At 66.1% G+C, this 619-nt stretch carries 1 protein-coding gene; it reads right to left on the bottom strand.

What is annotated here, in order from left to right; genetic code table 11:
- Positions 1–523 (bottom strand): RNA-guided endonuclease InsQ/TnpB family protein (locus AC5Y4D_RS27340; RefSeq protein ID WP_500038780.1); only part of this gene is annotated, 523 nt, incomplete at its 3' end.
- Between the last annotated feature and the right edge of the window lie 96 nt (positions 524–619).

The following is a 619-nucleotide window of genomic DNA, read 5'->3' as shown; positions in this document are numbered from 1 at the left end:
CATCTCTGTCCTGCGTGGCAGCGACCGACGGTTGTGGGGCAGGGAACGCCACATGCCAGCGGCCCGCCTTACAGGTGATCCGGGCCATGCCCAGTTTGCCGGACGGCAGCGGGCGGGACAGCCGCAACTTCACGAACCCGAGCTTGGGTACAAACAGTTGCGCCCACTTGCCATTGATCAGCTCGACGCGGCTATCGCGGACACAGAATCCCTCGTCGAAAAACTTGCGGCGCCATGTCGGCCGCCGGTGGGTGCCGGCAAAGTACGCCGCCGCGGCGCGGTCGAAGTCCCGCAACGCTTGCTGCTGCACCGACGACGACCCGGCCGCTAGCCATTCGAACGCTTGCCGCGCCTGGGCGAGTTGTTTCTGCCGGGCAGCTGGTCCCGGCGCGGACCGCCCGGCACGGCCCCAATTGAACTGCTCCACAGCGAGATTCCACACATAACGGGCATCAGCACAGTGCCTGGCCAGCATAAACGCCGCTTGTTCACCGGTGGGATACAGCCGGTACCGGTGCGCCACCGCTACGCCACCTTCCCCTGGCGCGCGGCGGCGACTTTCTGGTTCTCCACATATCGCCTGACCACTTCCAACGGCGCACCACCCACGGTGGAAACG

It is taken from the genome of Mycobacterium sp. NGS67 (genome assembly GCF_059812185.1).
This window is presented reverse-complemented; position numbering and strand designations above follow the sequence as displayed.